Here is a 25,665-nt window from a genome sequence, read left to right as displayed (position 1 = left end):
CCTCTGGCGCCGAGGGAGGTGGACGCGGCCCGCCAGGGGCGCGGGGAACTGCGCGCGCAACCAGAATGGCCGAAAAGAAGCGACGCCACCGCGAGTGCCACCCCCCCCGTGGGCCAGCCACGGCGTCGGGGCGGGCGTACCGCCACCGGAAGTGGCACCCTCCGCCGGGGACCCGGGGGCGTACCGCCACCGCGAGTGGCGGCCCCCGGGCTCAGCCGCGGCGGCGGGCGGGCGTACCGCCAGTGCAAGGGCACCCAGCAAGGGGGTGGGCGCGCCGCCGCGGCGGGAGAGGGTCAGGACTTGGCGCGCCGCGCGAGAAGAGTGGCGCGCTTGGTGTCGAAGCGCACCGCCTGATCATTCAGGCCGGCCATGAAGACGCCCAGCTCCTCCTGGGCCTGGAGACCCTCGGGGCCCAGGCCCGACACCTCCAGCACCTTGAGATGGCGCAGCACCGGCTGCAGCACATCGTCGTGGTGGATCCGCAGGTTGTAGATCCCGCCGATGGCCATCCGCGCAGCGGCCCGCTCGAAGCCGGGCATGCCGTGGCCCGGCATGCGGAAGGCGACGACGACGTCGCGGATCGCCCGCATCGCCAGGTCGGGCGCGATCTCCAGCGACGCGGCCAGCAGATTGCGGTAGAAGACCATGTGCAGGTTCTCGTCGTTGGCGATCCTGGCCAGCATCCGGTCGCACACCGGGTCACCGGACTCGCGGCCGGTGTTGCGGTGCGAGACCCGGGTGGCCAGCTCCTGGAAGGCCACGTAGGCCACCGAGTGCAGCATGCTGTGCCGGTGGTCGTGCTCGAAGCCCTCCGACATGTGCATCATGCGGAAGCGCTCCAGCTCGACCGGGTCGACCGCCCTGCTGGTGAGCAGGTAGTCGCGCATCACGATCGCGTGCCTGCCCTCCTCGGCGGTCCACCGGTGGACCCACGTGCCCCAGGCGCCGTCCCGGCCGAAGATCGTGGCGATCTCGTGGTGGTAGCTGGGCAGGTTGTCCTCGGTGAGCAGGTTGACCACCAGCGCTATCCGGCCGACCGCGGAGACCTTGGACTGGTCGGGCGCCCACGCCTCGCCCTCCATGACGCCGTCGAAGTTGCGGCCGTCGCTCCACGGCACGTACTCGTGCGGCATCCATTCCTTGGCCACCCCCAGGTGCCGGTTGAGCTCGCGCTCGACCACCTCTTCCAACGCGTAGAGCAGCGCCGAGTCGCTCCAGACGTCGGGGCGTGCGAGGTGGGGCGAGGTAACGGTCACGGGAGCTCCTGGGGACGGGAGGGACGGACGTAAACGGGGTTCGGTGCGGAAGGCCGAAAAAGAATGTGCGACCTACGCTCTCGTAAGTTACGCAACCGTAGGTTAAGGCGGCGTAAGAAGGCAACCCGTGTGCCCACCTGCGGCGCCCGCGGGCGGGCGGCGGCCGGCGGCCGCCGCGTCGCCGGAGGTCCCGGCAGCCGATAGGATCCTTGGCCTGATGAGTGCCACTCTCGTAGCCAGGAATCTCGCCGCAGGGCACGGCGACCGCGCGCTGTTCACGGGCCTCGACCTGGTGGTCGCGCCCGGTGACGTCGTGGGTCTCGTCGGTGCCAACGGCGCGGGGAAGTCGACGCTGCTGCGGCTGCTCGCCGGTCTCGACACCCCGGAGGACGGCACGCTGCGGCTCAGCCCGGCCACCGCCACCGTGGGCCATCTGCCGCAGGAGCCCGACCGCACGGACGACGGCGAGACCGTGCGGGACTTCCTGGCCCGCAGGACCGGCGTCGCGGCGGCGCAGCAGGCGCTGGACGCGGCCACCCAGGGCCTGGTGGACGGGGCGCCGGGCGCGGACGACGCCTACGCGGTGAGCCTGGAGCGCTGGCTCTCGCTGGGCGGCGCCGACCTGGACGAACGGGCCGAGGAGGCCACCGCGTCGCTGGGCCTGGGCATCAGCCTCGACCAGGAGATGTACGCGCTGTCCGGCGGCCAGGCCGCCCGCGCCGGACTCGCCTCGCTGCTGCTCAGCCGCTACGACATCTTCCTGCTCGACGAGCCGACCAACGACCTCGACCTCGACGGCCTGGAGCGCCTGGAGCGATTCGTCACCGGGCTGCGCGCCGGCACCGTCCTGGTCAGCCACGACAGGGAATTCCTCACCCGCACCGCCAACCGGGTGGTGGAGCTGGACCTGGCCCAGCAGCAGGTCGCGGTCTTCGGCGGCGGCTACGCCTCGTACCTGGAGGAGCGCGCCACCGCCCGCCGGCACGCCAGGGAGGAGTACGACGAGTACGCCGACACCAAGGCGGGCCTTGAGGCCAGGGCGCGCATGCAGCGCGGCTGGATGGACAAGGGCACCCGCAACGCGCTGCGCAAGGCCCCCGACAACGACAAGATCGCCCGCAGGGCGCGGGCCGAGGGCGCCGAGAAGCAGGCGGCCAAGGCCCGGCAGACCGACCGGATGATCGAGCGGCTCGACAAGGTCGAGGAGCCGCGCAAGGAGTGGGACCTGCGGATGGAGATCGCCGCGGCGCCCCGGGCCGGCGCGGTGGTGGCCACCCTGAACGGCGCCGGGGTCCGCCGCGGGGACTTCCGCTTCGGCCCGGTGGACCTCCAGATCGACTGGGCCGACCGGGTCGCGATCACCGGCGCCAACGGCTCGGGCAAGTCCACCCTTCTGGCCGCGCTGCTCGGCCGGCTCCCGCTGGACGAGGGCAGCAGCGCGCTCGGCCCCGGTGTGCTGGTCGGCGAGGTCGACCAGGCCCGCGGCCTCTTCCGCGGCGGGGAGCCGCTGCTCGACGCCTTCCGCGGCCCCGCCCCCGACCTGGACCCGGCCGAGATCCGCACCCTGCTGGCGAAGTTCGGCCTCAAGGCCGGCCATGTGCTGCGGCCCGCGGCCACCCTGTCGCCGGGGGAGCGCACCCGGGCGGCGCTGGCGCTGCTCCAGGCCCGCGGGGTCAATCTGCTGGTGCTCGACGAGCCCACCAACCATCTGGACCTGCCGGCGATCGAGCAGCTGGAGGCGGCCCTGGCGGCGTATCAGGGCACTTTGCTGCTGGTCACCCACGACCGGCGGATGCTGGACGCGGTGCACACCACCCGGCGGATCGCGGTCGCGGACGGCCGGATCACCGAGGTCTGAGCGCGTCGCGGGAGACCGGGAACCCGATCGGGCCGGGCTGCGTCCCATCCATGACCGCCGGGAAACGGTCGTGGGGAGGAGGCGGTGATGCGGCATCGGATGAGTTCCGTCGCGGCTGCCGGCGCCGTTGTCGTGCTGGCGGCGGGCTGCGGTTCCGCGGCCGGGGTGCGGGTGGTGCCGCCCGATCCCCCCGGCGGTACGAACGTCTCGGCGGACTGCGGTGACGTCGTCCTCGACCTGTCGAGCCAGGACACCCCCGGGGAGATCTGCCTGAGCGTCGGCAGCAAGCTCAGGCTGCGCCTCGGCGCCGGTGTGAGCGGCGCGTCCGAGACGGGGCAGGCGCTGGCCGAGGTCTCGCCGGGTGTCTACCGCGGTGTCGCCGCGGGCAGCGCCGGACTCAGCGGGAGCCGGCGGGTTTGTCCTGACGAGGCGGGCAAGGCGTCGTGTATGGCGATGACGCTGTGGAACATCACGGTGGACGTCCGATAAGCGCCCGGGATGCGGGGTTGCGCCCGGGAATGGCGGCGGACCCGGACCGGCAGTGGGGGCCGGCCCGGGTCCGCCGTCTTGTGCGCGCAGGTGGCGTCGCGTCAGCTGACGTTGACGGCGGTGTCGTCGATCAGGAAGGAGGTCGCCAGGGAGGAGTCCTCGGTTCCGGTGAACTTCAGGGTGACGGTCTGGCCGATGTAGGGGGCCAGGCTGACGGACCGCTGGACGTAGCCGGTGCCCTTGTTGATGTTGGAGTACGAGGCCAGGGTGGTGCTGCCGGCTGCGACGGTGAGCTTGTCGTAGGCGGTGGTGGTGCTGGTCTCGCTGCTGGAGATGTAGAGGTAGTAGGTGAAGGTGGCGCTGGTGCAGGTGGCGGGGATGGTCACCGACTGGGACAGGGTGTCGGTGTGGGTGGTCCCGTAGCCGTCGAGCCAGGCCTTGTAGGAGCCGGAGTGGGCCGGGGCGTCGGTGCTGTTGTCGATCGCGCCTGTGGACGCGGTCCAGCTGACGGCGCCGCTCTCGAAGCCGGGGTTGGCGAGCAGCTGGCCGGCGGTGCAGCCGCCTCCGCCGCCGGTGCTGGTGATCGTCCAGGTGAAGGACGCCGAGCCGCTGGCGTTGGTGGTGTCCTTGGCGGTGACGGTGACGGTGGAGCTGCCCACCGTGCTGGGGGTGCCGGAGATCACGCCGGTCGAGGCGTTGATCGTCAGGCCCGCGGGCAGGCCGGCCGCTGAATACGTCAGGGTCTGGCCCGACGCGGAGTCTGTGGCGTGGACCTGGACGCTGACGGCGGTGCCGACCTTGGTGGACTGGTTGCCCGGGCTGGTGACCGTGACGGTGTTGCCGCCGGTCGAGCCGCCGTTGGTGAAGGCGGCCGTGCCGTTCGGTGTGCCGAGGCCGGTCGGGCCGTCGTAACCCGCCGTCGCGGTGCACAGGTAGCTGCCGCCGCACGAGCCGTTGGTGCCGGTGGTCACGTCGTTGAGGGCGCTGGTGTGCGCGTACGGGTAGGAGGCCGGGGTGCTGCCCGCGGCCGGGGTGCCGGCCAGCGCGTAGACCGAGGCGATGATCGGCGACGAGGCGCTGGTGCCGCCGTAGACCTGCCAGCCGCTGGCCTGGTAGCTGTCGTAGACGGCCAGGCCGGTGGCCGGGTCGGCGACCGCGGAGACGTCGGCGACGGTCCGCTTGGCGCAGCCGGTGTCGGTCTGCCAGGTGGGCTTGGCGTCGTAGGCGGAGCAGCCGGAGCCCGCGCCGTCACCGGTGGTCGAGCCCCACACCTTCTCGGTCCAGCCGCGGGTGGTGCCGCTCGACCGGCTCAGCGAGGTGCCGCCGACCGAGGTGACGTAACGCGACGAGGCCGGGTATTCGGCGCCGTAGCCGCTGTCGCCCGAGCTGACCGTGATGGCCACACCGGGGTGGTTGAAGTACTGCGAGTCGGCGGTGGTGTCGCTGGAGTCCTCATCGCCGCCGTAGCTGTTGGACACGTACTTCGCGCCCAGGGTGACGGCCTCGTTCACCGCGGTGCCCAGGTCGTCCATGCTCGCCGAGGTGGCCTCGACCAGCAGGATGTGGCACTGCGGGCACACGGCGCTGACCATGTCGAGGTCGAGCGAGATCTCGCCGGCCCAGCCGGAGTCGGCGGACGGGTAGCTCGTGCCGCCGGTCTGGCTGACCTTCTTGAAACAGCCGTTGGACGTGGTGCAGGCCGGCAGGCCGTACTGGCTGCGGTAGGTGCCCAGGTCGGCTTCCGCGCTCGGGTCGTCCTGCGCGTCGACGATGGCGACGGTGGCACCGGCGCCGGCCGACGGCAGGGCGTACGCGCTCTGCAGGTCGGTGGGGCCGTAGCCGGACGGGGTGGCATTGGGGGAGATGCCGAGGTGGTGGACAACATCGGTACGTGCCAGCGCCAGGCAGGACATCTGCCCCGCGGTGGCCGGGGCCGAGCAGAGGCGTGCGGTGTGCGCGGCACTGGCGGCGCCGCCGGTGGCGCCGGTCGCCGCGGTGCCGGTGGCCGCGGGGGTGTTGGCGCCGGGGGTGGTGGCGACGGACGGGGACGCGGCGGCGACCATGCCGCCGGTGACCAGCGCGCCGGCGGCGACGACCGCGACAGCGGCGCGGCGGACGGCACGTCTGATCCGGCCGGGACTTGTCAGCTGCAATGAACTGCCCTCCATGGGGGGATCTGCTCCCGAGGGCGCCCGCGAATGATCCTTCTGTCAAGGTCATGACAACGGATCATGGAGCGGTATCGCCTGGGACTTCGTGTGGCGCACGTTCACTGGTGATCACGTTGACGACGGTTGTCAACTCCTGCTCACTGCCACCACGTTCAGTGGTGGCCGAGGATGAAGCTAGTGAACCCAAGCCCAAGGGACCACCGGGTAATGGCAAAGGCTTCCCCTCGAATCGCCACCGGCGATTTCCGGGCCCGCTTCCCCGGGACGATCAGCGCCGTATACGTTGTGGCGCCATGAGTACCGAGGAAGAACCCGTCAACGACCTTGTCGCGCTGGGCCTCGCGCGCTACGAGGCGCGGGTCTACCTCGCGCTGGTGCGCCGCGAGTCGTATACGGCCGCGGAAGTGGCACGCGCCGCCGACGTACCGCGGCAGCGGGTCTACGACGTGCTGGACACGCTCGTACGGCGGCGGCTGGCCACCGCGCACCCCGGGCGGGTGGCGACCTTCTCGGCCATCGCCCCCGAACTCGCCGTCGCCCGGCTGATGGCCCTGCAACGCGAACAGCTGGAACGCCTCGACCGGGTCTCGACCGCGCTCACCAGCGCGCTCGTCCCCGTCTGGGCGGACGGCCGCAACCACACCGTGCCGCTGGACTACGTCGAGATCCTGCGCGACCCCAAGTCCATCGCCGAGGCCTTCGCCGACATCCAGGCGCACGCCTCGCACGAACTGCTCAGCTTCTGCAAACCGCCCTTCGTCGCGCCCGCGGCCAACACCCCCGGCATCAAGGTCGCCCGCAGACTGCGCCGCTCGGGCGGCACCGTGCGGGCCATCTACACCCATGACGCGCTCGACGACGAGGACGTGCTGGAGAACGTACGGCGCTTCGGCGCGGCGGGGGAGGAGTGCCGCTTCACCGCCGAGCTGCCGCTCAAGCTCATCGTCGCCGACGCGCGCCTCGTGCTGTGCGACATGCCCGACCCGGTCGCCGGCGCCGGCACCACGACCGCGCTCTACATCGAGCACCCGGCGCTCGCCGCCTGCCTGCGGCTGGCCTTCCTGACCGTGTGGGACAGCGCGCAGACCGTCGCCGGCACCCTTCCGTGAGGGGGACGGCGGTGGCCGCGGGAGAGCGCCCGCGGCCGGATGCGACGCGGCGGCCCGGCGAACACCGCTGATGGCGGGGGTCCCGGGCTAGAGTGAGCCCGTGGCCGTGTTCCTGCTCGGAGTGGGTGCCGCCTGCTGCCTCGGGTTCGGATTCGTGCTGCAGCAGCGCGCGGCATCCCGCGCCCCGCTCGCGGATTTCCTCTCCTTCCGGCTGCTGCTCGACCTGCTCCACATGCCCGACTGGCTGCTCGGCGTCGGGCTCATGGTGTGCGGCCAGGTGCTGGGCGCGGTCGCCCTCGGCTACGGCGAGGTGTCGCTGGTCGAACCGCTCACCGCGACGAACCTGCTCTTCGCGATGGCGCTGTCCCGGCGGCTGACCGGCCAGCGGCTGGGCTGGAGCGGCTGGGCCGGCGTCAGCCTGCTGGCCCTCGGCGTGACCGCCTTCATCGTCGCCGGCCGGCCCAGGGGCGGCGGCACCGAAGCCGGGGCGCTGCGGCACTGGCTGGTCTTCGGCATCGTCGCCGGGCTCGCGATGCTGCTCACCATCAAGGCCCGCCGGCTGCCCAGGTCGGGCGAGGCGGCACTGCTCGGCCTGGCGGCCGGCCTGCTCTACGGGCTCCAGGACTCCCTGACCCGGGTGTGCGGCCAGATCGTCCAGGACCGCGGGATCGCCGTGCTCGCGGTGTCCTGGCAGCCGTACGCCGTCGGCGTCATCGGGCTCACCGGCATGCTGCTGGTGCAGAGCGCCTTCGAGATGGCGCCGCTGCGGATGTCGCTGCCCTCGCTGACCGCCGCGCAGCCGATCGCCGGGATCGTCTGCGGTGTCGGCTTCCTCGGCGACCGGCTGCGCTTCACGCCGGGCGCGCTGGCCTGGGAGGCGGCGGGCCTGGCGGCGATCGTCGTCGGCGTGGTGCTGCTCGGCCGCCATCCCGCGATGCCGGCCGGCTCGGCGAAGCAGGAGCCGATCGGGGCGACACGCTTGCGCTGAGCTTGACGGGGTCCGGGGCCGCGAGAGCCTCTCGCGGCGGTGCTGCCGGGTGAGGTGGCTGGTCGCGCGGTTCCTCGCGCCCCCGGGGGGCGGTGCCCGGGCCTGTCAGTTGGGCGGGGTCCAGGTGAAGTGGGGGGTGCGGGCGGCGAGGAAGGCGGTGGCGGCTTCCAGGGCGTCGGGGCTGTCGGCGGCCTGGGCGGACCAGTAGCGCTCGCGCTCGGGGTCGGGGGCGCCGTCGGTGAAGTCCTTGGCCGCGTGCTGGGTGAGGCGGGAGCGGGCGCCGAGCAGGGCGGTGTAGTCGCGTACCCGGGTGGCCAGCCCGTCGGGCGGCCACACCTCGTCGACCAGGCCGGTCCGCAGCGCCCGCTCGTGGTCTATCAGCTCGGCCGAGTAGAGCAGGTGCTTCGCCGTGGCGGGACCGGTCAGCCGGACCAGCCGCCGGGTGGTGGACGCCGGGTAGACGATGCCGAGCCGGGCCGGGGTCACCCCGAAGCGCGCGCCCTCCGCCGCGAAGCGCAGGTCGCAGGCCGCCGCGAGCTGGCAGCCGCCGCCGACGCAGTAGCCGCGCACCGCGGCGATCGTCGGCTTCGGGAAGGCGGCCAGCGCCTCCTCCGCCGTGACCGCGGCAGCCTGCGCCGCCCACAGCCCGGCGTCGTCGGTGAAGCCGCTGATGTCGGCGCCCGCGCAGAAGGTGTCGCCGGCCCCGGTGAGCACCAGCACCCGCACCGCCGGGTCCTTCGCCAGCGGCGCCAGCAGGACGGGCAGCGCCGCCCACATGTCCAGCGTCATCGCGTTGCGGCGGGCCGGGTTGGCGATCGTGACCGTGGCGGTGCCGTCTGCGGTGTCGACCGAGAGACCCGGCGGCATGGTCATGGAGGCTCCTCGAACAGGACGGGCGTCTGGACGGCACACATACGACAACGGGCGGTCGGAAGCAGTCGCCCGGACGACACTACCGGTCACCGCCAGTCGCAAAACGCTGAAAGGTGCGGACTTACGGTTTCCCGCCTGCCGCGACCCCCGGCATTGCGGACACTCGATGCCATGAGGCGGAATCCACCGGGACACCGGCGGGGCCTTTGGGCACACATACGCGAAGGCGATGGTGGATGCGGTCATGGAGGTGCGCGGGAGCATCCCGCACGAACAGGCCCCGGCCCCGGGGGCGTACGAGGGGGTGTGGCGCTTCACGGCCCCCACCGTGGATCCCTCGGTGCCCCTGGTACGGCACGGGGTGCGCACACTGGTCGCCGACCTCGCGGTGCCGGTCCACGACGACATCCTGCACGGCCTCCTGGTGATCGTCTCCGAGCTGGTCACCAACGCCGTGAAGCACGCGGCGGTCCTGTCGCCGGAGCTGGGCGTCGAGGTCGCGGTCGGCCCCGACTGGATCCGGGTCGCCGTCGAGGACCAGCACCCGTACCGCCCCAAGGTGCTGGAGACCGACCACGCCAGGACCGGCGGGCGCGGGCTGCTGCTGGTGCACGCGATCGCCACGGAGGCGGGCGGCAGCTGCGGCATCGTGCAGACCGCGACCGGCGGCAAGATGATCTGGGCCGCCCTGCCGTTGCGGCCGCCCGACGGCTGACCGGCTACCAGCCCGCCCGGTCCCCGGTGACCTCGCGCACCGTCGGCAGCGCCGTGTCGAGCACCGAACCGAACCACGCGGAGAACGTCCCCTCGGCGCGCAGCTTCGCCAGCTCCGAGGGGCCGGCGAAGGCGGTGTCGTCGATCTCCTCGGGGTCGGGGTCCAGCGGGCCGCGTACCAGCCCCACGTACAGGTGGTTGAACTCCTGCTCCACCAGGCCCGACGCCGGGTCCGGGTGGTTGTAGCGCACGGTCCCCGCCTCGCGCATCAGCGCCGGCGCGACCCCCAGCTCCTCCGCGGTGCGCCGGGCGGCGGCGACGAAGGGCTGCTCACCGGGATAGGGGTGGCCGCAGCAGGTGTTCGACCACACGCCGGGCGAGTGGTACTTGCCCAGCGCCCTGCGCTGGAGCAGCATCCGGCCGGCGTCGTCGAAGAGGAAGACCGAGAACGCCCGGTGCAGCCGGCCGGGCGCCAGGTGCGCCGACAGCTTCTCCGCTGTGCCGATCGTCACACCGTTCTCATCGACGAGTTCGAGCATGATCGGCTCCGCGGCGCCGCCGGGAGGCGGCGGACCTGCGGGGGAGCCGGGTCGGTCGGTGGCAGGGCTGCTGGGCATGACCATCCTTCGCGTTCGGCGGCAAGTCCTCAGTCTGCCTCACATGAGCTGCCGGTAATCGCGGACGCCGTATTCGGCGCACACCGGCGCACCGGCCGCGCGCCGCCGCGCCCTCAGTGGCACAGCCGCGCCTCGTGCTCGGCGTGCCCGGCCGGCTCCAGCTGGAAGGTGCAGTGCTCGACGTCGAAGTGGGTGCCGAGGCAGCCCTGCAGGTCGTGCAGCATCTTCTCGTAGCCCACCGCCTCCAGCACGTCCTGGCTGACCACCACGTGCGCGGACAGCACCGGCATGCCCGAGGTGATCGTCCAGGCGTGCAGGTCGTGCAGGCCCTCCACCCCCTTGAGCCCCTCGATGTGCCGCCGCACCGCCGCCATGTCCACGTTCTTGGGCGCCGCTTCGAGCAGCACGTCCACGGCCTCGCGCAGCAGCCGCCAGGTGCGCGGCACGATCAGCAGGCCGATCAGCAGCGACGCCACGGCGTCGGCCTGCCGCCAGCCGGTGGCCAGGAAGATCCCGGCCGCCACGACGACCGCCAGCGAGCCCAGCGCGTCCGCCATGACCTCGAGGAAGGCGCCGCGGACGTTCAGGCTCTCCTTCTGGCCGCGCATCAGGACCAGCAGCGACACCGTGTTCGCGACCATGCCGATCAGCCCGAAGACGATGGTGGCCCCGCCGTCGAAGTGCTGCGGCGAGATCAGCCGGCTGATGCCCTCGGCGAAGATGAAGGCGCCGACCCCGAACAGCAGCACCGCGTTGAGCACCGCCGCCAGGATCTCGGCGCGCGCGTAGCCGAAGGTGCGGCGCTCGCTCGCCGGGCGGCCCGCGATGTGGACGGCCAGCAGCGCCATCGCGATGCCAGCCGCGTCGGTGGCCATGTGCCCGGCGTCGGCGAGCAGCGCGAGCGAACCGGTGAGCGCGCTGCCGACCACCTCGGTGGCCAGCACCAGCACGGTGATGCCCAGCGCCACCCGCAGCCTGCCGCGGTGTGCGGCGGTCGCGGTGCCGTGGCCGTGCGCGTGGCCGGCCCCATGGCTGTGCCCTGCCCCCATCGGCGCGTCCCCTTCCCTTGTGCGCTGCGATGTGCCGCTTCCGTGTTCCGGGCCGCCGCCGGAGTCCCGCGCCCGGGACTTCCCGCCGCGGCGGTCAGTCAACACCGGTCACCCATTGTGGGCAAGCCGGTACTGGAGACCGTTGTCATGTGCGGTGACCTGCGGTGATGAGCCACGCGGCAAGGGCGCGGGAAGGCCACCCGAGGTCACCCGTACGGCGTACGGGGGACGCTGGTTGTCCGGGCGGCGCCGATCGCGCATGATGATCACACCGTGCGCGCCAAGTCTGGGCGAATAGTCGGTGAACGACCTCTGTCGTTCATCCGATAGCCTCTGCCGTCGTGCCGGGCGCCCGGCTGCTCCGCCGCCGACCGCCCGCGGGCACGGTCTTCGCACGCTTCCAGGGAGTGGGTTCCTCTGCCGACCGCTATTCTCACCGGCCCGCCCGCCGCAGGGTCGCCGTCACCGCTGACGGACGACCTGCGGGCGCTGGGATTCCAGGTCGTCGAGGCGGACACGCCGGACGCCGTCGCGGCCCGGCTCACCGCGGCGCCGGCCGGCGACCGGGTCGCCGTGGTGGACCGCCGCTTCCGCGGCCACCGGCACGCGCTGCGGCTGGCGCTCACCGACCCGCGGTTCGACACCGCCGCGGTCCCCGGCGCCCTGACCGCCCGCCCCGCCGCCCGGCAGGCCCTGGTCCGCGCCCTGGCGGCGCTCCCGGCCGGGCGCTCCGGCGGCCCGTCCGCCTACGGCGGCGGCTCCTCCGCCGGCGGCGCGTCCGCCGCGGACACCGCGACCGGCACGCACACCGCGGCCAGGACCGCCACCGCCACCACGGCCCAGAACGCCGCCGTACCGCTCCCCGCCCCCCGCAGCGGCCCCGCCGACGACGTCCTGCCCGACGCCCTGGCCGCGGCCCTGGCCGCGACGGGCGAGCCGCCGTACCGCCCCGAGCTGGGCGTCCTGGTCGCCGAGGTGGCCACCGACCGGGCCGCCGCCGAGGCGGCGGGCACCGCGATCGCCGCCGTCGACGAGGAGTCCGTACGGCTGCGCAGCGCGGTCAAGGCCCGCGACGGCTTCTTCACCACGCACTGCATCAGCCCCTACTCGCGCTATCTGGCCCGCTGGTGCGCCCGCCGCGGGCTGACCCCCAACCAGGTCACCACCGCCTCGCTGCTGGTCGCGCTGATCGCCGCCGGGTGCGCCGCCACCGGCACCCGCGCCGGATACGTCGCCGCCGGTGTGCTGCTGCTCGCGTCGTTCGTGCTGGACTGCACCGACGGCCAGCTGGCCCGCTACTCGCTGCAGTATTCGACGCTCGGCGCCTGGCTGGACGCCACCTTCGACCGCGCCAAGGAGTACGCCTACTACGCCGGGCTCGCGCTGGGCGCCGCCCGCGGCGGCGACGACGTGTGGGCGCTCGCGCTGGGCGCCATGGTGCTGCAGACCTGCCGCCATGTCGTCGACTTCTCCTTCAACGAGGCCAACCACGACGCCACCGCCAACACCAGCCCCACCGCCGCGCTGTCCGACAAGCTGGACAGCGTCGGCTGGACGGTCTGGGTGCGGCGGATGATAGTGCTGCCGATCGGCGAGCGCTGGGCGCTGATAGCGGTGCTCACCGCGGTCAGCACCCCCCGCGTCACCCTCGTGGTCCTGCTCGTCGGCTGCACGCTCGCCGCCGGCTACACCACCGCGGGCCGGGTGCTGCGCTCGCTGACCCGCAGGGCCCGCCGCACCGACCGGGCAGCGCGGGCGCTGGACGACCTCGCCGACAGCGGCCCGCTGGCCGAGGTGCTGTCCGCGGTGCTGCGCCCGCTGGCCCGCCGGATGCCGCCCTTCGCCGCGCCCGCCGTGGCCGTGCTCGCCGCCGCCGGGGTGACCGCCACCGCGGCGCTCGCCCCGCACGGCAGCTGGTACCCGGTGGTCGCCGCCGCGCTCTACGTCGTCACCTCGGCCTTCGCCGTCGCGCTGCCGCTCAAGGGCGCGCTGGACTGGCTGGTGCCGCCGATGTTCCGGGCCGGGGAGTACGGCACGGTGCTCGCGCTCGCCGCGGTCTCCGGCGTGAACGGAGCGTTGCCTGCCGCTTTCGGGCTGGTGTCGGCCGTCGCCTACCATCACTACGACACGGTGTACCGCATACGCGGCGGCGCCGGCGCACCCCCGCGGGCCGTGGTGCGGACGGCAGGCGGCCACGAGGGCCGCACGCTGATCGTGGCCCTGGCCGCAGCCGTCGCCGCACACCGTACGGGCTTCACGGTCACGCTGACGGTGCTCGCCCTAGCCATCGCGCTGCTGGTCCTCGTCGAGAGCATCCGTTTCTGGGTGACCTCGGGGGCCGCCGCAGCCGTACACGACGAATCAGGAGAACCCGCATGATCGGCCTTGTGCTGGCAGCCGGCGCAGGCAGGCGCCTGCGTCCCCACACGGACACCCTGCCCAAGGCCCTGGTGCCGGTCGGCCCGGAGGGCGCGCGGGACAGCCTGACCGTGCTCGACCTGACGCTGGCGAACTTCGCCGAGGTCGGCCTCACCGAGGTCGCGGTCGTCGTCGGCTACCGCAAGGAAGCCGTCTACGCGCGCAAAGCGGACCTCGAAGCGCGCTACGGACTGAAGCTCACCCTGATCGACAACGACAAGGCCGAGGAGTGGAACAACGCCTACTCCCTGTGGTGCGCCCGTGACGTGATCCGGCAGGGTGTGATTCTGGCCAACGGCGACACCGTCCACCCGGTCTCGGTGGAGCGGACGCTGCTCGCCGCCCGCGGCGAGGGCAAGCGGATGATCCTGGCGCTCGACACCGTCAAGCGGCTCGCCGACGAGGAGATGAAGGTCGTCGTGGAGCCCGGCAAGGGCGTACGGCGGATCACCAAGCTGATGGACCCGGCCGAGGCGAGCGGCGAGTACATCGGTGTGACCCTCATCGAGGCCGAGGCGGCGGCCGACCTCGCCGACGCGCTCAAGACCACCTTCGAGCGCGACCCCGACCTGTACTACGAGGACGGCTACCAGGAGATGGTCGACCGCGGCTTCACCGTGGACGTCGCTCCGATCGGTGACGTGGCCTGGGTCGAGATCGACAACCACGACGATCTCGCCAGGGGCCGGGAGATCGCGTGCCAGTACTGACCCGGCTGATCCCCTCGCCGGTCGTCGTCGACATCAGGACCGGGGCGCTCGCCGACCTGTCCCGGCTGCTGGCCGACCAGCGCATCTCCACCTCGGGCAAGCTCGCGCTGGCCGTCAGCGGCGGCTCGGGCGCCCGGCTGCGCGAGGCGCTGGCGCCGGAACTGCCGGGGGCCGACTGGTTCCCGGTCGAGGGCGGCACCATCGACGCCGCGGTCAAGCTCGCCGACGCCATGCGCGGCAAGCGCTACGACGCGGTCGTCGGCCTCGGCGGCGGCAAGATCATCGACGTCACCAAATACGCCGCCGCACGGGTCGGCCTGCCCATGGTCGCGGTCGCCACCAACCTCTCGCACGACGGCATCTGCTCCCCGGTGTCCACCCTGGACAACGACAACGGCCGCGGCTCCTACGGCGTCCCCACCCCGATCGCCGTGGTCATCGACCTCGGCGTCATAAGGGAGGCGCCGGCCCGCTACGTACGGGCCGGGATCGGCGACGCCGTCTCCAACCTGTCGGCCATCGCCGACTGGGAGCTGTCCCACCGCGAGACCGGCGAACCGGTCGACGGGCTGGCCGCGGCGATGGCCCGCAGCGCGGGCGAGGCCGTCCTGCGGCACCCCGGCGGCATCGGCGACGACGCCTTCCTCGGCACCCTTGCCGAGGCCCTGGTGCTGTCCGGTATCGCCATGTCGATCAGCGGCGACACCCGGCCGTCCTCCGGCGCCTGCCACGAGATCAGCCACGCCTTCGACCTGCTCTTCCCCGACCGGGCCGCCGCGCACGGCGAGCAGGTCGGCCTCGGCGCCGCCTTCGCCATGTACCTGCGCGGCGCCCGCGAGGAGTCGGGCCTGCTCGCCCAGACGCTGAGCCGGCACGGCCTGCCCGTGAAGCCCACGGAGATGGGCTTCACCGAGGCGGAATTCGCCCGGGCGGTGCACTACGCCCCGCAGACCCGCCCCGGCCGCTTCACGATCCTGGAACACCTCGACCTGTCCGACACCGAGATCAGGGACGCATACGCCGACTATGCCAAAACCATCAGTAGCTGAACTGCGCCCGGTCGTTCACCCCCCGGGGGTCAAGGACCGGCGCAGCGGCGAGCACTGGGCCGGCCGGCTCTACATGCGCGAGCTCTCGCTGCGTATAGACCGGCACCTGGTGCCCACCCGGATCACGCCCAACCAGCTGACGTACCTGATGACCGTCTTCGGCGTGCTCGCCGCCCCGGCGCTGCTCGTGCCGGGGATCGGCGGCGCCGTCCTCGGTGTGCTGATGGTCCAGCTGTACCTGCTGCTCGACTGCGTCGACGGCGAGATCGCCCGCTGGAAGAAGCAGTTCTCGCTCAGCGGCGTCTACCTCGACCGGGTCGGCGCCTACCTGTGCGACGCCGCGGTCCTGGTCGGCTTCGGACTGCGCGCCGCCGACCTGTGGGGCGACGGCCGGATCGACTGGCTGTGGGCCTTCCTGGGCACCCTCGCCGCCCTCGGCGCGATCCTGATCAAGGCCGAGACCGACCTGGTCGGCGTGGCACGCCACCAGGGCGGGCTGCCGCCGGTCAAGGAAGCGGCGTCGCAGCCGCGCTCCTCCGGCCTCGCCCTGGCCCGCAGGGCCGCCGCCGCGCTCCAGTTCCACCGGCTGGTGCTGGGCGTCGAGGCCTCGCTGCTCATCGTGGTGCTGGCGATCGCCGACCAGGTCCGCGGCGACCTGTTCTTCACCCGGCTCGGCGTGGCCGTACTGGCCGGAATCGCACTGGTGCAGACCCTGCTGCACCTCGTATCGGTCCTCGCTTCCAGCAGACTGAAATGAGGCGGACATGAGCGAACCGCTCAAGGTCGGCGCGGTCGTCATCACCATGGGCAACCGGCCGGCCGAGCTGCAGGACCTGCTGGACTCGGTCGCCAAGCAGCAGGGCCCCGTGGTCGAGGTCGCCGTGGTCGGCAACGGCGCCCCGCTGCCGGTGCTGCCCGACGGGGTGCGCACCGCGGAGCTGCCGGAGAACCTGGGCATCCCCGGCGGGCGCAACGTCGGCATCGACCTGTTCGGCCCGGACGCGGCCGACGTCGACGTGGTGCTCTTCCTCGACGACGACGGGCTGCTGCCCGGCGACGACACCGCCGAGCTGGTCAGGGCGGCGTTCACGGCCGACCCGCAGCTGGGCATCATCAGCTTCCGGATCGCCGACCCGGACACCGGGGTCACCCAGCGCCGCCACGTCCCCCGGCTGCGCGCGGCCGACCCGATGCGCAATTCGCGGGTCACCACCTTCCTCGGCGGTGCCTGCGCGGTCCGCAGCCGGGTGATCCAGCAGGTCGGTCCGCTGCCGGCGGAGTTCTTCTACGCCCACGAGGAGACCGACCTCGCCTGGCGCGCGCTCGACGCGGGATGGATGATCGACTACCGTTCCGACCTCGTACTGCACCACCCGACCACCTCGCCGGCCCGGCACGCGGTCTACCACCGGATGGTGGCCCGCAACCGGGTGTGGCTGGCCCGGCGCAATCTGCCGTGGCCGCTGGTACCGGCCTACCTCGGAGTGTGGTTCGCCCTGACGCTGCTGCGGCGGCCGTCCGGTCCGGCGCTGCGTGCCTGGCTCGGCGGTTTCCGCGAGGGCTGGACCACCCCCTGCGGTGAGCGGCGGCCGATGAGATGGCGGACGGTCTGGCGGTTGACGCGACTGGGCCGACCCCCGATCATCTGACAAGCTCGGACCTGAGAGCATCAGGCGCAGCCCGGGAATCCCCTGCACCCGGCGCGCACCTTGAGGACGAAAGTGTCAACTGTGAGCGAGACAACGCACAATGGTGCGGTCGCCGTCGGTGCCCCGCCGGCACCCACGGCCGATGACGGCCTCAGTCCCTCCCAGCTCGCCGCCAAATACGGGCTGAGCGTCAGCGGCGCCCGGCCGGGGCTGGCGGAATACACCCGGCAGCTGTGGGGCCGCCGACATTTCATCAACGAGTTCGCCAAGGCACGTACTGCGGCGCAGTACACCCAGGCCCGCCTCGGCCAGCTCTGGCAGGTCATGACACCGCTGCTGAACGCGGCCGTCTACTACCTGATCTTCGGTGTACTGATCGGTACCAGGAAGGGCGTCGACAACTTCATCGCCTTCCTGGTCACCGGCATCTTCATCTTCACCTTCACGCAGTCCTCGGTGATGAGCGGCGTCCGGGCGGTGTCGGGCAACCTCGGCCTGATCCGGGCGCTGCACTTCCCGCGCGCCTCGATGCCGATCGCGTTCACGCTGATGCAGCTCCAGCAGCTGATGATGTCGATGTTCGTGCTCGTCGCGATCGTGCTGATGACCGGTGAGGTGCCGGACGCCTCCTGGCTGCTGCTCATCCCCGCGCTGACCACCCAGTGGATCTTCAACACCGGCCTGGCGATGATCGTGGCCCGGCTCGGCAGCAAGATGACCGACCTGGCACAGCTGATGCCGTTCATGCTGCGCACCTGGATGTACACCTCGGGCGTCATGTACAGCATCGAGAACCTGACCGAGGACGCCCCGCACATTGTCAAGATCCTGCTCGACATCAACCCCGCCTCGGTCTACATCGACCTGGCCCGGTTCGCACTGATCGACAGCGTCACCTCGTCGCAGATGCCACCGCACGTGTGGATCGCCGCGGTGGGCTGGGCGGTACTGGTGGGTGTCGGCGGCTACATCTACTTCTGGAAGGCGGAGGAGCACTATGGCCGTGGCTGAACAGCAGTCCGTCGCCGACCGTACGAAGACAGCCGGCGCACGCGTCCCCACCGTGGTCGTGGACGACGTGCACATCGTCTACAAGGTCTACGGCGCCGGCACCGGCAAGGGCAGCGCGACCGCGGCGCTCGGCCGGCTGCTGCTGCGCCGCGGCACACCGAACGTCCGCCGGGTGCACGCCGTGCGCGGGGTGAGCTTCACCGCCTACCGCGGCGAGGCCATCGGCATCATCGGTTCCAACGGCTCGGGCAAGTCCACCATCCTGCGGGCCATCGCCGGCCTGCTCCCGCCCGAGAGCGGCAAGATCTACACCGACGGCCAGCCGTCCCTGCTGGGCGTCAACGCGGCCCTGATGAACGACCTGACCGGGGCCACCAACGTCCTGCTCGGCGGTCTGGCGATGGGCATGTCGCAGGAGGAGGTGCGCCGCCGCTACCAGGGCATTGTCGACTTCTCCGGGATCAACGAGAAGGGCGACTTCATCTCGCTGCCGATGCGTACGTACTCCTCCGGCATGGCGGCGCGGCTGCGGTTCTCGATCGCGGCGGCCAAGAACCACGACGTGCTGATGATCGACGAGGCGCTGGCCACCGGTGACCGGGCCTTCCAGCGCCGCTCGGAGGACCGTATCCGCGAGCTGCGCAAGGAGGCCGGCACGGTCTTCCTGGTCAGCCACAACAACAACTCCATCCGCGACACGTGCGACCGGGTGGTGTGGCTGGAGAAGGGCGAGCTGCTGATGGACGGGCCGACCGACGACGTCATCAAGGCCTACGAGGCGCACAGCAAGTAGCCCGCGCGCCGCCGCGGTGCACCCGCCGCCGCGGCCCGCGGAAGACGACGGCCCCCGCTGGATGATCCGGCGGGGGCCGCGCGTTGTGAGGGGTACTGTCCTTCACGCCCCCGGCGTACGCCGGACAGTGGCCCGACGTAAGCTGTACCGGTGCTGGGAGCCCTCTGATGATCGATTCCGGGTGTGCGACGCCCGGCGTGGCGGCGTGTCCGAAATGGGAAGATCCGACGGGGCGGTGTAGAACGGGGGATGTGGCGGCCATGACGAACGGGACCATCCTGCTCCGGGGCACGTATCCCGCCTGTCTGCCGGGCAGCCCGCGGTGACCGGGGACGACACGTCCCAGGCCGTGCTGGACAAGGCCGCGCGCGAGAACTTCCCGGTGGCACCGGTGTTCCTGCCGCGCGCGTGGCGGCAGGACCTGATGGCCGTCTACGGCTTCGCGCGGCTGGTGGACGACATCGGCGACGGCGACCTGGCGGACGGCGGCCGGCCCGACGCGGTCCTGCTCGGCCTGGACCCGGCAGCCGCCGGCGACCGCATCGCGATGCTGGACGCCTTCGAGGCGGACCTGCGGCAGGTCTTCGACGGCACCCCGGCCCACCCGCTGCTGCGGGCCCTGCAGCCCACCGTCCGCCGCCGGGAGCTGACCCCCGAACCCTTCCTCGGCCTGATCGCGGCCAACCGCCAGGACCAGCAGGTGGCCCGCTACGGGACCTACGGCGACCTGCTCGCGTACTGCGAACTGTCCGCGAACCCGGTCGGCCGGCTGGTGCTGTCGCTGACCGGCACCTCGACGCCGGAACGGGTCCGCCGCTCCGACGCGGTGTGCACCGCGCTGCAGATCGTCGAGCATTTGCAGGACGTCGCGGAGGACCTTGCGAGGGACCGGGTGTATCTGCCGGCCGAGGACATGAAACGCTACGGCGTGGATGAGGCCGACCTGGCAGCACCGCAGGCGGCCCCGCAGGTGAAAGCACTGGTCGCGTTCGAGGCCGAACGCGCTCGCGAGCTGTTGAATGAAGGTACCCCCCTGGTGGGTAGCGTCCGTGGCAGGCTTCGGCTGTTGCTCGCGGGATTCGTCGGTGGCGGGCGGGCGGCGCTGAAATCGGTCGAGCGTGCCGGATACGACGTCCTCGCGGGTTCGCCCAAAGCCACCAAGAGCGGCCTGCTGCGCGAAGTGGGGTCGACATTGCGAAGAAAGGGGTGAGCCGGACCGTGAACGGTTCCGCCCACACGTCCGGACCGGTACTTGCCGCATACAGGTACTGTGAGACCGTGACCGGCCACGAGGCCCGCAACTTCGCGTACGGCATCCGTCTGCTGCCTACCGCCAAACGGCAGGCGATGTCGGCTCTCTACGCGTTCTCGCGGCGCGTGGACGACATCGGCGACGGCGATCTGGCGCCCGCCGAGAAGTCGGCACGGCTCGAAGCCACCCGGCAGCTGCTCACCCGGGTCAGGAGCGGTGACATCCGCGAGGACGACACCGATCCCGTCGCGGTGGCGCTCGCCGACGCCTCCCGCGTCTTTCCCATTCCGCTCGAAGGCCTGGACGAACTCATCGACGGTGTTCTGATGGATGTTCGGGGCGAGACCTATGAAACCTGGGACGACCTGGCTGTTTACTGCCGTTGTGTGGCCGGTGCGATCGGACGGCTCTCGCTGGGCGTGTTCGGCACCGTGAATGGGCACGATCACGCACGTGCCGCCGAATACGCCGACACGCTCGGCCTTGCCCTGCAACTCACCAACATCCTGCGGGACGTCCGCGAGGACGCCGGCAACGGACGGACCTATCTGCCCGCCCAGGACCTTGCCAAATTCGGCTGTGCCGCCGGTTTCCACAGCGACACGGCCCCGCCCGGCTCCGATTTCGCCGGTCTGGTGGAATTCGAAGTACGCCGGGCCCGCAGCCTCTTCGCCACCGGCTACCGGCTGCTGCCGATGCTCGACCGGCGCAGCGGCGCCTGCGTGGCCGCCATGGCCGGCATCTACCGCCGGCTGCTGGAGCGGATCGCCGCCGACCCGGACGCCGTGCTGCGCGGCCGGGTCTCGCTGCCCGGCCGGCAGAAGGTTTATGTCGCCGTCCGCGGTCTTACCGGCCTGGACACCCGCCGTATCGCCAGGACCCCCCGGAGGGACACGTGAGACCCACCCGCCAGGGAGCGGGTCCACGGCACGCGGCACAGCAGTCGAACCGTCACCAGGTCCGCCACACCCGCAGTCAGGCAACCCCGCGCCCGTCCACCGCGTCACTTCCCGCGACAGCGCGCCGCAAGCCGCGGCGCCCGGCCGCAGGGGAGGGCGAATGACGAGGTCACAGGGCGGATCGCAGCAGCCGCCCGGCCGCAGCGCCGTCGTCGTCGGCGGCGGGCTCGCCGGGATCACCGCCGCGCTCCGGCTGGCCGACGCCGGCATGAGGGTCACCCTCGCCGAGGCCCGGCCGCGGCTGGGCGGACTCGCCTTCTCCTTCAAGCGCGGCGAACTGACCGTCGACAACGGCCAGCATGTCTTCCTGCGCTGCTGCACCGCCTACCAGTGGTTCCTGGACCGGATCGACGCCCGCGACCTGGTGACCCTTCAGGACCGGCTGGACGTACCGGTCGTGGACGCGAACACCGGCAGGACGGGCCGGCTGACCAGGGCGGCCCTCCCGGTGCCGCTGCACCTGGCGGCGAGCCTGGCCCGCTATCCGCACCTGTCGCTGCGCGAGCGCGCCTCGGTCGGCCGGGCCGCCCTGGCGCTGCGCGGCCTCGACCTGACCGACCCGGCCCTGGACGACATCGACTTCGGCAGCTGGCTGGCCCGCCGCGGGCAGTCGGCGCGCACCATCGAGGCGCTGTGGGACCTGGTCGGCGTGGCGACGCTCAATGCCACGGCCGCGCACTCCTCGCTGGGCCTGGCCGCGATGGTCTTCAAGACCGGGCTGCTCACGGACCCGGGCGCCGCCGACATCGGCTGGGCCTCGGCCCCGCTCGGCGACCTGCACGACGGCCGCGGCCGCAGGGCCCTGGACACGGCCGGCGTACGGACGCTGCTGCGCACCCGCATCAGCGGCATCGAGCGGGAGGCGGACGGCGGTTGGCAGGTCTCGCTGGAGACCGGCCCCGGCCGCGCCGAGCAACTGACCGCTGACGTCGTGGTGTTGGCCGTCCCGCAGCGCGAGGCGCACGCACTGCTGCCGAGCGGCGCTGTCCAGCATCCGGAAAAGCTGTTGCAGATCGGCACCGCACCGATCCTCAATGTCCATGTGATCTACGACAGACAGGTGCTCCGGCAGCCGTTCCTTGCGGCTCTCGGCAGCCCCGTCCAGTGGGTCTTCGACCGTACCGAAAGCTCCGGCCTGACCGGCGGCGGCCAGTATGTGGCCGTGTCGCAGTCGGCCGTCGAGGACGAGATCGACCTGCCGGTCGCCGAACTGCGCGACCGCTACCTGCCGGAACTCGAACGCGTACTGCCGGCCGCCCGCGGTGCCGGCGTCCGCGACGTCTTCGTCACCCGCGAACGCACGGCGACGTTCGCGCCCACCCCCGGGGTGGGCGCGCTGCGGCCGGGTCCCGTCACCCGCGCGCCCGGCCTGTTCCTGGCCGGCGCGTGGACCGCGACGGGCTGGCCCGCGACCATGGAGAGCGCGGTGCGCAGCGGACTGCGCGCCTCCCGAGAAGCTTTGTCCGCCCTCGGCCTGCCGGTTGACAACGGCGTCCTGGAGGCGGCATGAGTGCTATTGGTGCAACCAGAGGAGAGAACGTGACCGCTGCCGGCGTCATCGAGCTGCTGGAAAACGGCCGCATCCTGACCACCCCCGTGCTCCGCGCGGCAGTCGCACGCCTCGCACCCCCCATGGACACCGTGGCGTCCTACCACTTCGGCTGGATCGACCAGACCGGCCGGCCCGCGGACGGCGACGGCGGCAAGGCCGTACGCCCCGCGCTGGCGCTGCTGACCGCGGAGGCGGCGGGCGCCCCGGCCGAGACCGGCATCCCCGGCGCGGTCGCGGTGGAGCTGGTGCACAACTTCTCGCTGCTGCACGACGACCTGATCGACGGCGACGAGCAGCGGCGGCACCGCGACACGGTGTGGAAGGTGCACGGCCCCGCCCAGGCGATCCTGGTGGGCGACGCGCTCTTCGCGCTGGCCAACGAGATCCTGCTGGAGCAGGGCACCGTGGAGGCCGGCCGGGCCACCCGCCGGCTGACCACCGCCACCCGCAAACTGATCGACGGTCAGGCGCAGGACATCACCTTCGAGCACCTGGAGCGGGTCACCGTCCAGGAGTGCCTGGACATGGAGGGCAACAAGACCGGCTCGCTGCTGGCCTGTGCCGCCTCCATCGGCGCGGTGCTCGGCGGCGCGTCCGAGGCCGACGCCGACGCGCTGGAGGAGTACGGCTACCACCTCGGCCTGGCCTTCCAGGCGGTGGACGATCTGCTGGGCATCTGGGGCGACCCGGCGAGCACCGGGAAGCAGACCTGGAGCGATCTGCGGCAGCGCAAGAAGTCGCTTCCCGTGGTGGCCGCGCTGGCCGCCGGAGGGCCGGCTTCCGAGCGGCTGGGTGAACTGCTGGCGGCGGACGCGAAGAATCCGGAAAACGATGCCTTCAACGAGGAAGAGTTCGCCATGCGCGCGGCGTTGATCGAAGAAGCCGGTGGGCGCGAATGGACCTCTCAGGAGGCCAGGAGGCAGTACGCGACCGCCGTCGCCGCGCTGGACAAAATGGACATGCCGGAAGAAATTAATCGTAAGCTCGTAGGTCTTGCGGATTTTGTGGTGGTCCGCGAGAAGTAAAGAACAGCAACGTGGAGCGCTGACGTCGCCGGTCCCTCGCATGTGACGGCCGACGGCCGCCCCCAACACCGCAGAAGTCTCAACTGCAAAGGGGAAGCCATGACAGCGACGACCGATGGCAGTCCAGGTACGCCAACTCACCGGACACCCTCGGCCAGCAGCACCTCGGACCCGGATCCTGTTCCACCCGGTGACACCGAGGCGGCGGCGCAGCGTGCCGTGCAGCGCGCCGCGGACCACCTTCTGGCACGGCAGCACCCCGACGGATGGTGGAAAGGCGACCTCGAGACGAATGTGACGATGGACGCCGAGGACCTGCTGCTGCGTCAGTTCCTCGGCATCCAGGACGCCCGCACCACCGCCGCGTCGGCCCGCTGGATCCGCTCCCAGCAGCGCGAGGACGGCGCCTGGCCCACCTTCCACGGCGGGCCCGGCGACCTGTCCGCGACCGTGGAGGCCTATGTGGCGCTGCGGCTCGCCGGGGACTCCCCCGACGAGGCGCACATGTCGCTGGCCGCCAAGTGGTCGCGCGGCGAGGGCGGGGTGGCGGCCAGCCGGGTCTTCACCCGGATCTGGCTCGCGCTGTTCGGCTGGTGGGACTGGGACGACCTGCCGGAACTGCCGCCTGAGGTCATCTACCTGCCCAAGTGGATGCCGCTGAACATCTACTCGTTCGGCTGCTGGGCCCGGCAGACCATCGTGCCGCTGACCGTCGTCGGCGCGCTGCGTCCGGTGCGCCCCGCGCCCTTCGGCATCGACGAACTGCACATCAACCCCGAGCGGCCCAACCCCAAACAGCGCCGGGCGCCCCTCGCCAGCTGGGACGGGGTCTTCCAGCGGCTCGACCAGGTGCTGCACGTCTACCGCAGGTTCAGCCCGCGCCCGGTGCGGCGCGGTGCCATGAACGCCTGCGCCCGCTGGATCATCGAACGCCAGGAGGCCGACGGCTGCTGGGGCGGCATCCAGCCGCCCGCGGTCTACTCGGTGATCGCCCTGCACCTGCTCGGCTACGACCTCGACCACCCGGTGCTCAAGGCCGGACTGGACTCGCTGGATCGTTTCGCCGTCTGGCCGGAGGAAGGCGTCCGGATGATCGAGGCGTGCCAGTCGCCGGTCTGGGACACCTGCCTGGCCGCCATCGCGCTGGCCGACGCGGGCCTGCCCGCCGACCACCCGGCGCTGATCAAGGCCGCCGACTGGATGCTGGAGGAGCAGATCACCCGCCCGGGCGACTGGTCCGTGCAGCGGCCGCAGCTCGCCCCCGGCGGCTGGGCGTTCGAATTCCACAACGACAACTATCCCGATATCGATGACACCGCCGAGGTCGTACTCGCCCTGCGCCGGGTCGCCCACCCCGACCAGGCCCGGGTGGACACCGCCGTGGACCGGGCGGTGCGCTGGACGGTCGGCATGCAGTCCAGGAACGGCGCCTGGGGCGCCTTCGACGCCGACAACACCAGCCCCTTCCCCAACCGGCTGCCCTTCTGCGACTTCGGGGAGGTCATCGACCCGCCGTCGGCGGACGTCACCGCCCACGTGGTGGAGATGCTCGCCGCGCTCGGTGTCGAGGGCGACCCGCACACCCGCACCGGCATCGAGTGGCTGCTGGCCGAGCAGGAGGACAACGGCTCCTGGTTCGGCCGCTGGGGCGTCAATTACATCTACGGCACCGGGTCCGCCGTCCCGGCGCTCGCCGCGGCCGGCCTGCCCACCGACCACCCGGCGATCCGCCGGGCCGTGAGCTGGCTGGAGTCGGTGCAGAACGCCGACGGCGGCTGGGGCGAGGACCTGCGCTCCTACACCGACAGGGAATGGGCGGGACGCGGGCACTCCACCCCCTCGCAGACCGCCTGGGCGCTGATGGCGCTGCTCGCGGCCGGCCGCCGGGACACCCCGGCCGTCGAGCGCGGGGTGCGCTGGCTGGCCGAGACCCAGCTGCCCGACGGCTCGTGGGACGAGCCCTATTTCACCGGCACCGGCTTCCCCCGGGACTTCTCCATCAACTACCACCTCTACCGGATGGTCTTCCCGCTCACCGCGCTCGGGCGCTACGCCCGCAGCGAGCCCTTCGGCGCCGCGGGCCACGCGGTCGGCGCCACAGCCGCAGGAAAGGGGGCTTAGTC

22 protein-coding genes are annotated in these 25,665 nt (G+C 72.2%); 17 read left to right on the top strand and 5 right to left on the bottom strand.

All coding sequences use genetic code 11. The features are described 5' to 3' along the window. Positions 1–293 precede the first annotated feature (293 nt). On the bottom strand, positions 294–1,256 hold the full coding sequence (locus OHA86_RS07045; RefSeq protein WP_329173413.1) for an acyl-ACP desaturase: 963 nt from the start codon (positions 1,254–1,256) through the stop codon (positions 294–296). 217 nt (positions 1,257–1,473) lie between these two features. Here OHA86_RS07045 and OHA86_RS07040 point away from each other — a divergent pair, with 217 nt between their 5' ends. Together OHA86_RS07040 and OHA86_RS07035 are read left to right on the top strand one after the other, a co-directional pair. Further along, on the top strand, positions 1,474–3,114 hold the full coding sequence (locus tag OHA86_RS07040; RefSeq protein WP_329173411.1) for an ABC-F family ATP-binding cassette domain-containing protein: 1,641 nt from the start codon (positions 1,474–1,476) through the stop codon (positions 3,112–3,114). An 87-nt stretch (positions 3,115–3,201) separates the two neighbouring features. Further along, a complete protein-coding gene (locus OHA86_RS07035) occupies positions 3,202–3,603 on the top strand; it encodes a hypothetical protein (protein WP_329173409.1) in 402 nt (133 codons plus the stop codon). A 101-nt stretch (positions 3,604–3,704) separates the two neighbouring features. Here OHA86_RS07035 and OHA86_RS07030 read toward each other — a convergent pair whose 3' ends face one another. Then, on the bottom strand, positions 3,705–5,771 hold the full coding sequence (locus OHA86_RS07030; protein ID WP_329173408.1) for a putative Ig domain-containing protein: 2,067 nt from the start codon (positions 5,769–5,771) through the stop codon (positions 3,705–3,707). Positions 5,772–6,067: 296 nt separating this feature from the next. Between OHA86_RS07030 and OHA86_RS07025 the strand changes: the two genes are divergently transcribed. Further along, a complete protein-coding gene (locus OHA86_RS07025) occupies positions 6,068–6,883 on the top strand; it encodes a TrmB family transcriptional regulator (protein ID WP_329173406.1) in 816 nt (271 codons plus the stop codon). 100 nt (positions 6,884–6,983) lie between these two features. Next, complete coding sequence (locus OHA86_RS07020) at positions 6,984–7,871, top strand: DMT family transporter (protein WP_329173404.1); 888 nt, start codon at positions 6,984–6,986, stop codon at positions 7,869–7,871. A gap of 105 nt (positions 7,872–7,976) precedes the next feature. On the opposite strand, the gene OHA86_RS07015 is transcribed toward OHA86_RS07020, so the two are convergent. Further along, positions 7,977–8,738 carry an enoyl-CoA hydratase/isomerase family protein gene (locus tag OHA86_RS07015; RefSeq protein WP_443071974.1) on the bottom strand — a complete coding sequence of 254 codons (762 nt, stop codon included), beginning with the start codon at positions 8,736–8,738 and terminating at the stop codon, positions 7,977–7,979. 250 nt (positions 8,739–8,988) lie between these two features. Here OHA86_RS07015 and OHA86_RS07010 point away from each other — a divergent pair, with 250 nt between their 5' ends. Further along, positions 8,989–9,459 carry an ATP-binding protein gene (locus tag OHA86_RS07010; RefSeq protein ID WP_329182255.1) on the top strand — a complete coding sequence of 157 codons (471 nt, stop codon included), beginning with the start codon at positions 8,989–8,991 and terminating at the stop codon, positions 9,457–9,459. A 4-nt stretch (positions 9,460–9,463) separates the two neighbouring features. Here OHA86_RS07010 and idi read toward each other — a convergent pair whose 3' ends face one another. Then, positions 9,464–10,075 (bottom strand): isopentenyl-diphosphate Delta-isomerase, encoded by a 612-nt coding sequence (gene idi, locus OHA86_RS07005; RefSeq protein ID WP_329173402.1) that lies wholly within the window; start codon positions 10,073–10,075, stop codon positions 9,464–9,466. Between the two features lie 113 nt (positions 10,076–10,188). Further along, a complete protein-coding gene (locus tag OHA86_RS07000) occupies positions 10,189–11,124 on the bottom strand; it encodes a cation diffusion facilitator family transporter (protein ID WP_329173399.1) in 936 nt (311 codons plus the stop codon). A gap of 480 nt (positions 11,125–11,604) precedes the next feature. On the opposite strand from OHA86_RS07000, the gene OHA86_RS06995 reads away from it, so the two are divergent. The 12 genes from OHA86_RS06995 to shc all read left to right on the top strand — a co-directional run bounded on the left by OHA86_RS06995 (position 11,605) and on the right by shc (position 25,663). After that, the gene (locus tag OHA86_RS06995) at positions 11,605–13,503 is read left to right on the top strand and encodes a DUF5941 domain-containing protein (RefSeq protein WP_443071972.1); all 1,899 of its coding nucleotides are present in this window, start codon (positions 11,605–11,607) and stop codon (positions 13,501–13,503) included. Continuing rightward, positions 13,500–14,252 carry a phosphocholine cytidylyltransferase family protein gene (locus tag OHA86_RS06990; RefSeq protein WP_329173398.1) on the top strand — a complete coding sequence of 251 codons (753 nt, stop codon included), beginning with the start codon at positions 13,500–13,502 and terminating at the stop codon, positions 14,250–14,252. The genes OHA86_RS06995 and OHA86_RS06990 overlap by 4 nt, the downstream gene beginning before the upstream one ends. Continuing rightward, positions 14,240–15,301 (top strand): iron-containing alcohol dehydrogenase family protein, encoded by a 1,062-nt coding sequence (locus OHA86_RS06985; protein WP_329173397.1) that lies wholly within the window; start codon positions 14,240–14,242, stop codon positions 15,299–15,301. Before OHA86_RS06990 ends, OHA86_RS06985 begins: the two co-directional genes overlap by 13 nt. Further along, a complete protein-coding gene (locus tag OHA86_RS06980; RefSeq protein WP_329173396.1) occupies positions 15,279–16,058 on the top strand; it encodes a CDP-alcohol phosphatidyltransferase family protein in 780 nt (259 codons plus the stop codon). Before OHA86_RS06985 ends, OHA86_RS06980 begins: the two co-directional genes overlap by 23 nt. 7 nt (positions 16,059–16,065) lie before the next feature. Then, positions 16,066–16,950 (top strand): glycosyltransferase family 2 protein, encoded by an 885-nt coding sequence (locus OHA86_RS06975; protein WP_329173395.1) that lies wholly within the window; start codon positions 16,066–16,068, stop codon positions 16,948–16,950. An 81-nt stretch (positions 16,951–17,031) separates the two neighbouring features. Further along, a complete protein-coding gene (locus OHA86_RS06970) occupies positions 17,032–17,961 on the top strand; it encodes an ABC transporter permease (RefSeq protein ID WP_329173394.1) in 930 nt (309 codons plus the stop codon). Beyond that, positions 17,948–18,754, top strand: coding sequence for an ABC transporter ATP-binding protein (locus OHA86_RS06965; RefSeq protein ID WP_329173393.1), 807 nt, complete (start codon positions 17,948–17,950; stop codon positions 18,752–18,754). Before OHA86_RS06970 ends, OHA86_RS06965 begins: the two co-directional genes overlap by 14 nt. 322 nt (positions 18,755–19,076) lie before the next feature. Continuing rightward, positions 19,077–19,964 carry a squalene synthase HpnC gene (gene hpnC, locus OHA86_RS06960; RefSeq protein WP_329173392.1) on the top strand — a complete coding sequence of 296 codons (888 nt, stop codon included), beginning with the start codon at positions 19,077–19,079 and terminating at the stop codon, positions 19,962–19,964. Next, on the top strand, positions 19,961–20,905 hold the full coding sequence (gene hpnD, locus OHA86_RS06955; protein ID WP_443071651.1) for a presqualene diphosphate synthase HpnD: 945 nt from the start codon (positions 19,961–19,963) through the stop codon (positions 20,903–20,905). Before hpnC ends, hpnD begins: the two co-directional genes overlap by 4 nt. A gap of 160 nt (positions 20,906–21,065) precedes the next feature. Further along, positions 21,066–22,475, top strand: a complete 1,410-nt coding sequence (hpnE, locus tag OHA86_RS06950; RefSeq protein WP_329173390.1) for a hydroxysqualene dehydroxylase HpnE — start codon at positions 21,066–21,068, stop codon at positions 22,473–22,475. Continuing rightward, the gene (locus tag OHA86_RS06945) at positions 22,472–23,542 is read left to right on the top strand and encodes a polyprenyl synthetase family protein (protein WP_329173389.1); all 1,071 of its coding nucleotides are present in this window, start codon (positions 22,472–22,474) and stop codon (positions 23,540–23,542) included. The genes hpnE and OHA86_RS06945 overlap by 4 nt, the downstream gene beginning before the upstream one ends. Positions 23,543–23,641: 99 nt before the next feature. Continuing rightward, a complete protein-coding gene (gene shc / locus OHA86_RS06940) occupies positions 23,642–25,663 on the top strand; it encodes a squalene--hopene cyclase (RefSeq protein WP_329173388.1) in 2,022 nt (673 codons plus the stop codon). Positions 25,664–25,665: the final 2 nt, after the last annotated feature.

Origin of the sequence: Streptomyces sp. NBC_01477 (assembly GCF_036227245.1) — a bacterium.
Classification (GTDB): Bacteria; Actinomycetota; Actinomycetes; order Streptomycetales; family Streptomycetaceae; genus Actinacidiphila.
This window is presented reverse-complemented; position numbering and strand designations above follow the sequence as displayed.